Below are 6,751 nucleotides of genomic sequence, written 5' to 3'. Positions count from 1 at the left end.
GATGATCCGCCACTTCGGCGGCCACTGGGGCTGGATGCCGGACTTTGACGTGGCCGCGGTGCAAGTTCTTCCGTCCGGCACCTGGACCTCGCCACCTGCGAAGGCTCAGAAGCGGTTCGTGAACGGCAAGGAGGACGATCTTGTCTTCTACTACGAGGCGCTCAGGACGCAGCCCTAGCACTCGCTTCTGGTGACATTCCCGCACGCTGGCCCAGGCGAGCGACCTGTGACCCGGAACCCCGGCGACATGAGCTAGTCAACGACGCAGAATCGATTGCCGTCGGGGTCTACGAGGACGACGAAGTCGTCATCTGGGCTCGTCTCGCGCTCGTAGCGTGTCGCGCCAAGCGCGAGCAGCCGCTCGACCTCTCCTTCCCCGTCGTCGGTGTAGAAGTCGAGATGCACCCTGCTGGTTTCACCGAGCGGTGGTGGTTGCTCGACCTGGTCGAGGGAGATGTTTGGGCCTTTTCCGGTCGGGTCGGTGAGTATGACCCAACCATCCTTTGGCGGCGCTTGCATGACGTAGCCGAGGGCCGCCTGCCAGAACGCGAGCATCTCGTCGAAACGTCGGCAGCGGATCACGATCGAGCCGATCCAAATCTGCTTCCTGGGGCCATCTGCCGAGTCGCCGCCCACCCGATGATCGTACTAAGGACGTGCGCATTTGCTCAGGACTCATTCCCTAACACTGGGGGCCCAGACGGAGATCCTTCGCTTGTGACTTGGCGGCGCCTCTGCTCTAGTTTGTTTTGCGATGAAGCGCGTCACGGCCTTGGCCCTTCTCGCCACAGCTTCTGCGGTGGTCTCTGGCTGCAGTGGAAGCGATCCAAAGCAGCGGACTTCTCAAAACCGGCTGATCGTGCTCGGCCATTCGATTGGAGGCATAAGCTTGAACGAGCCGCGAAGAAGGGTCGAGAAGGTATTAGGACCCGGCAGGTCAAGGCGTCGTGGTGTCGTCTGGTACTTCGGGGGCCGCCTTCGCGTCGACTACTGGTTCCACGATCAGCTGACGACGCGGGTCGAGGACCTTGAGACCAAGTGGGGCGGCTTCCGCACTCGGTCCGGCGTGCGTGTCGGGTCAAGCCGAGAGGAGTTGCGCGCTCTCCGTGTGTCTTGTCGCGACGGCCAGTGCTGGCGCATGGCCGGGCGCATGCCGGATGCACCGGGGACCGGCTTCACGATGCGACACGGCAAGGTCGCCCAGATCGACGTCTCCTACAGCTGACCCAGCGGGATAGTCGGGCAGGTCGCGGGGCACGGGTCATTCCAGAACACTGGCTCAGGCGAGTCCACCTATCCTCGCGCTCGTGAAGAGCGCCTGGCTAAACCTGCGAGCCAGCAGGTACTTCATCGGCCCTTATAGCGACACGCCGGCCTTCACGATCCTTGGCCCGCCGCCTTACTACGTCCTCTCCGAAGGCTGCTCGCCCGAAGAGTTGGGTCGGACGATCCGCTTGGCGCTTGAGGCCTCCACCGAAGAGGGCACCTCCGGCCGCGAGAACGCTCGCCTCGCCGACGAACGGACTTCAGCACTCGCTCGGCTCGCCAGGGTCAAAGATGGCGCCACGTTCGAGCGCGGCGCCCGACTCGTGAACTTTGACGTCCGCGCCTCTGGCGAGATTCTGGTGACGCCGTCGCTTGGAAGCGTGGATATTGGGAGCCCTCTCCAGGGGCCCAATGGATTCGTCTCACTCGCCCCTCAGACGCTGATCTCGGCCATGCGGCAATAGAGGCTGCGGCGCGCTCGACCGCGTAGCCCTCTGGTGACATACCCCCGCACGCTGGCCCAGGCGAGGGTTGATTTCACTCGGCAACGAGGCCTAACGTGCCCTGCGCCAGGGGCAGTCGGAGGAGTGCCCGTTCCGGTGTCTAGCGCCACAGGTCGGACAGACGTAGTGCCCGCCGCCATAGATGTCCGCAAGCTGCAGCGCCGTCAGGGCGACGATCACCACGGCGGCGATAGCGAGAGGGCTCATCGCAACGCGCGCCCGACCTGTCAGCGGACGGTGAAGACGCCCCTCATGCCGGCCGCGGCATGCCCGGGCACCGTGCAGAGGTACGGGTACTTGCCCTTCTTCCTGAACGTCACGGCGAGCTTCGCCGTCTTGCCTGGAGTAATCAGCGGCGTCACCCTGCGGTTGATCTTGAAGTCGTGCGCCACGTGTCCAGCGTTCTTGAATAGGAACGTGACCTTGCCAGGGCGGGCGATCGACTTCGTCGAGAGCCTGAAGAAGAATTCGCCCCCCTTCACCAGCACGGTCTTCGTAGCCGACCGGCGAGCGGGACCTGCCGAGGCGAGCTGAACCAGGAACAGCGAGGCGATCCCGGTCGCCAGGAGCGCGAACAGGGCGGTTGTAATCGGCTTTCTCATTTGCGGGACCTCCGTAAGCTCGTGAACAACAGGGAGGATTGCGATGTGCGGTGTGGCCGGGCCTCCTCGCTAACACCCATTCGGACGCCTCACCTTCCGCAGACCGGATTGGCAGGCAGCCGCCATTCGTCGCCCTAGAGCAGGATGTCCAGCGCGAGGTGCAGCGGACAGCCGCGATCGATCAGGTCTGCGAGTGCGTGCCAGTCGAGGCGGTCTGGGCGATCGGCGAACAACTCGGCGAGCATGAACGGTACCCCGAGGTTCCGAAGCTGTTCGATGCGCCAGCCGCGCAGGCGGCGCATCTCCTGGCTCGTCTGATCGACTTCGTGAATCGCGGTGGCGAGCGGTTCCATGGTTCCTCCCCCGTTTCGGGCGTCGGACGTTCTGCGGCCAGGATCGCTGCAGGGCTCTGCCGCGTCATCGAGGGCACCCGTGATCTGCCGGCCCTGGTAGCCCGCCTCTTGGGATTCCGGGTATCGGCACCTCGCCGCTAACGCGAGGGGGATGGCTGTGCCCTAGTACCGGCCGGACGGCGAACCTCGCCGTCGACCTCTGCACCGTTCCCGGCCACGCTGCAGCGGGGATGAAGGGCGTCTTCACGGTCGGCTGATGGACGAGCGCGCTTCGACCGGCGCGGGGTCTTGGCGGTGGGGGCGGCTTCGCCCTCGCCGCGCGTCGGCGGGCGAGCAGGTCACCCGCGGACGAGCGATGGTCGTGTGGATGTCGCGCTCGACGTTCCCGGCGCGAGATGGGATGTCCCGGCGGCCCGGGGACGAATCCGGAGCAGCTCTTCGCCGTCGGCTACGCCGCGTGCTTTCAAGCGGGTTGCTTCGGATCGCGGCCGGACGGAAGCGCCGACTCGAGCCGGCCTGGTTGCTCGGGACGTGCTGCAGCACCGGAAATAGTGACTAGCAGGAATCGCGATGTTCCCGGAAACAGCAATCGGAGTTGGGCGTCCGCGGGGATGGCAGATCAGGCGTCAATCGGGATCGTGGAACGACACCGTCCCGTCGGGCGGCACGCCCGAGACGGGACCAATCGGAGAGGAGAAGAGGATGGAAGCAAGCGACCAGTCTCATGATCTGACAAGCCGCCGCTCCTTCCTGCTGAAGGGCGCTGCGCTCGGAGTAGCCGGCCTCGGCGCTGGGAGCTTTCTGGCCAACCCGTCGGAGGCGCTCGCGGGTGGTGGCCTGACGAAGGGCGACGCGGCGATTCTTCAGTTCCTGGCTGCGGCCGAGCTCATCGAGACCGATCTCTGGCAGCAGTACAACGAGCTTGCGGGTATCCAGGACAGCGAGGTCCCCGGCGGCAGCGGCAGTCCGGCCTACGCCGAGGCCGTCGCGGTGCTGGACGAGGACATGGACCAGTACATCCACGACAACACCGACGACGAGATCTCCCATGCCGCCTTCATCAACGCCTACCTGAAGGCGCACGGCAAGCAGACGGTGAACCTGGACAAGTTCCGCACGCTGGCCAGCAGCAAGGCCACGGGGGCGCAGCAGATCGGACGGCTCACGAACCTGATGCAGCTGACCGTCGACACGAGCTTCTGGACGCGCTACCGCAGCGACTCACAGAACCCCGACTTCGGCGACACGCTCCCGCAAGCAGTCCCGGGCCTGGGGGCCGGGCAGTTCCCGGCGATTCCCCGCAGTGACGCCGACCTCGCCCCCGGCGACCACCTGCAGGCGATCGCCAATACGGCCGGCTTCCACTTTTGCTTCATCGAGCAGGGGGGTACCAGCCTCTACGCCCAACTCGCCCAGCGGGTCACCCATTCCGAGGTGCTGCGGATCCTGCTCAGCATCGGGGCCACCGAGGCGATGCACTTCCAGACCTGGCACGACAAGGCCGGCAACGCACCGCCGCTCACCGACCCGACCAACGGCTTGGTCTTCCCCGACCTCAACGCCGACGGTGAGGCGACACAGACCAACCTGATCATGCCCGAGCCGACGATCTTCCTCGATCGCAAGTTCCCGATCGTCTCGATCATCCGGCCCACCGAGACCGTGGGCGCCGCAGTGGGCGCGGTTAACGCCCTGACGGCCGACGGACTGTTCATCGGGCAATCAGCCGAGTTCTTCGCAGTCCTGATGGGACTGGCAAAGGCCGCAGATGCGGCCCGGCATGGAAAGGAAGAGTGAGATGAGACGGTTCTGGATTCCCGGCGTTGTCGTTGTGGCGTTGGCGGTTGTGCTGATCGCACAAGCCTCAGCCGGCAACGGGCCTGGTTCGACAGTGCTCAAGTTCAAGACGATGGTCGGAACGGTTGCGCCGTATACGGGTCCTGTGAACGCAATCCGGGGCGTCTCCGGGGCCGGTGCGCCATGGAGCATCGACACGGCCAACGGCAAGCTGGACGAGAACGGAGATCTGTCGCTAAAGGTCACCGGGCTGATCATTACCGGGACTGGGGCGAATCCGGTGCCCACGTTCCGCGCGGTCGTCAGCTGCCAGTCGATCGTCGGTGGAGCGGCCGTGGTTGTGAACCGTGTCTCGGCGCCGTTCCCAGCGACCACGACCGGCGATGCCGCGTTCAACGGCAACGTGGACCTGCCGAAGCCGTGCCTCGCACCGATCGTGTTCGTCACGGCCGGAACGGGCGATCCGCCTGGGGTCTGGTTCTCGGTAACAGGAGCTTGACGCAGGTATCCGGGTTGGTGAGAACCGCGGATGCCGCACGGCACGCCTGGTGAAGCGCAAGAGACAGAACAGGAGGAGATATGACCGGTTTGACGAGCCCGACGCACCTTGTTGCACTGCTACTGATCGCGCTGCTGCTCTTTGGTGCGAGGCGACTTCCCGAAATCGGGCGATCGCTTGGTTCGGGGATGCGCGAGTTCAAGGACTCCGTGAGCGGTGACTCGAGCAAGCCCGCCGAGCTGCCTACGCCCGTTGAGGCGAACGTCACGGTGCGCGACGAGCACGAGACCGCCGTCTAGCGTCTCGATGGGTCGGCTGCCCCAGCGTCTACAGCACGGCGAGGGCGCGACGGTCGTCGGGCACCTGGAAGAGCTCCGCTGGCGGCTCATCATCGTCCTCGGCTCGCTCGCGCTCACGACGATCGTCGCGTTCGCGTTCCACGGCCACATCCTCGACTGGCTGAACCACCCGCTACCGGCTGACCGGCGGCGGGTGGTGACGCTGGGCGTTGCCGAGCCGTTCACGGTCTCGGTGACGGTGAGCGTTTACGCGGGATTTCTGCTTGCCCTGCCTGTGATCATGTGGCAGTTCTGGTCGTTCTTCGCGCCCGCCTTCGACCCGTCGATCGAGCGAAGCGTGCTCGGCCTCGTTGCCTTTGCCAGCGCTCTGGGCACAGCAGGGCTGGCGTTCGGATACTGGATCGTCCTCCCGCGCGCCCTACTGTGGCTGACCCACTACGACGACACGCACTTCACGAATCTGATCCAGGCGAAGGCGTACTACTCGTTCACCTCCACGGTCCTGCTCGGCATCGTGCTCGTTTTCGAGTTACCGGTGATCGTGCTCGGCCTGGTGAGCATCGGCGTACTCTCGTCGGCGACTCTCCGCCGGAACCGCCGGCTCGGCTATTTCATCGTCGCCGTCGTCGCGCTCACGCTGCCCGGCCCGGACCCGGTGACTACGGGACTCGAGCTCCTGCCCATGTGGGCTCTTTTCGAGGGCTCGATCTGGCTCGCCTTCTTCGTCGAGCGAGCGCGACCCGCCAGGCTGGTCGCTGGACGCTTCGACGCCGTCGGCGTGGAACCGCCGGCCTAGGCGGTCGCACCGGCTGCGCGACGCCTGCCGCTGGTGGCTAGCGGCGGACGGCCTGGTCGCGGAGCGGCAACTCGACACGCACGAATGTGCCCGCCCCCGGCGGGCTCGACAGGCGCATGACACGGTTCACGTATCCCTGCGGGTAGTGCCTCCCTGTGCGCCGCTCGCGTTTCGAGTAGTAGCCGTTGAGGCAGGTCGCCGACTTGAAGTCAGCCCTGCGTAGATTGATCCCGGCCCACGTGCGCAGGCGGATTTCCTCACACGCTGTTGGGCGTCGAAGCGGTCGTCGTCGGGGTCGATGCGGTCGTCGTCGGCGGCGTGGAGGTGGTCGTCGATCCTCGACTTTGCGGCGGAAAACCCCCTCCGTCAGCTTGTCGAGTCGACTGCGATCGAGGCGATCTGCCAGTCTTCGGTGTCCGTGCTGGGGGCAGGACACCCCTTATGCGAGCACTGCTGGGCGTCGAGCGGACGGTCCGCTTCAAGTTCCACTAGGCGCGGTCGGCGCCCTCGTCCTCGCGGGCGGTCTCTATGCCGCCGGCATCGACGTCGCCGGCGCCTGCGGCGGCGGCTGAGTCTTCTACGAGGGTGCCGGTGCCGTCTCGGCCGGCAGCACTCCCGCGTCCGCGGGCTCGTCTT

Annotated in this window: 8 protein-coding genes and 1 pseudogene; 6 read left to right on the top strand and 3 right to left on the bottom strand. The window is 65.8% G+C overall.

The window, feature by feature from the left end:
- Nucleotides 1-252: 252 nt before the first annotated feature.
- Nucleotides 253-636, bottom strand: a complete 384-nt coding sequence (locus tag VGH85_22065; protein HEY2176504.1) for a VOC family protein — start codon at nucleotides 634-636, stop codon at nucleotides 253-255.
- Between the two features lie 671 nt (nucleotides 637-1,307).
- On the opposite strand from VGH85_22065, the gene VGH85_22060 reads away from it, so the two are divergent.
- Nucleotides 1,308-1,730, top strand: coding sequence for a hypothetical protein (locus VGH85_22060; protein ID HEY2176503.1), 423 nt, complete (start codon nucleotides 1,308-1,310; stop codon nucleotides 1,728-1,730).
- Between the two features lie 266 nt (nucleotides 1,731-1,996).
- Here VGH85_22060 and VGH85_22055 read toward each other — a convergent pair whose 3' ends face one another.
- Together VGH85_22055 and VGH85_22050 are read right to left on the bottom strand one after the other, a co-directional pair.
- Nucleotides 1,997-2,371, bottom strand: coding sequence for a plastocyanin/azurin family copper-binding protein (locus VGH85_22055; GenBank protein ID HEY2176502.1), 375 nt, complete (start codon nucleotides 2,369-2,371; stop codon nucleotides 1,997-1,999).
- Between the two features lie 134 nt (nucleotides 2,372-2,505).
- The gene (locus VGH85_22050) at nucleotides 2,506-2,724 is read right to left on the bottom strand and encodes a hypothetical protein (GenBank protein HEY2176501.1); all 219 of its coding nucleotides are present in this window, start codon (nucleotides 2,722-2,724) and stop codon (nucleotides 2,506-2,508) included.
- 288 nt (nucleotides 2,725-3,012) lie between these two features.
- Here VGH85_22050 and VGH85_22045 point away from each other — a divergent pair.
- The 5 genes and pseudogenes from VGH85_22045 to tatC all read left to right on the top strand — a co-directional run bounded on the left by VGH85_22045 (nucleotide 3,013) and on the right by tatC (nucleotide 6,115).
- Nucleotides 3,013-3,194 (top strand): annotated as a pseudogene (locus tag VGH85_22045) (hypothetical protein).
- Nucleotides 3,195-3,426: 232 nt separating this feature from the next.
- Nucleotides 3,427-4,521, top strand: a complete 1,095-nt coding sequence (locus tag VGH85_22040) for a ferritin-like domain-containing protein (GenBank protein ID HEY2176500.1) — start codon at nucleotides 3,427-3,429, stop codon at nucleotides 4,519-4,521.
- A gap of 1 nt (nucleotide 4,522) precedes the next feature.
- Complete coding sequence (locus VGH85_22035; GenBank protein ID HEY2176499.1) at nucleotides 4,523-5,020, top strand: hypothetical protein; 498 nt, start codon at nucleotides 4,523-4,525, stop codon at nucleotides 5,018-5,020.
- An 80-nt stretch (nucleotides 5,021-5,100) separates the two neighbouring features.
- Nucleotides 5,101-5,319: a twin-arginine translocase TatA/TatE family subunit gene (gene tatA, locus VGH85_22030; GenBank protein HEY2176498.1), complete on the top strand. Its 219-nt coding sequence runs from the start codon at nucleotides 5,101-5,103 to the stop codon at nucleotides 5,317-5,319.
- A gap of 7 nt (nucleotides 5,320-5,326) precedes the next feature.
- Entirely contained in the window at nucleotides 5,327-6,115 is a 789-nt protein-coding gene (gene tatC / locus VGH85_22025; GenBank protein ID HEY2176497.1) for a twin-arginine translocase subunit TatC, read from the top strand.
- Nucleotides 6,116-6,751: the final 636 nt, after the last annotated feature.

It is taken from the genome of Mycobacteriales bacterium (assembly GCA_036497565.1).
GTDB lineage: Bacteria > Actinomycetota > Actinomycetes > Mycobacteriales > QHCD01 > DASXJE01.
The sequence above is the reverse complement of the archived record's forward strand: the minus strand, read 5'-3'. Positions and strand labels throughout refer to the sequence as shown.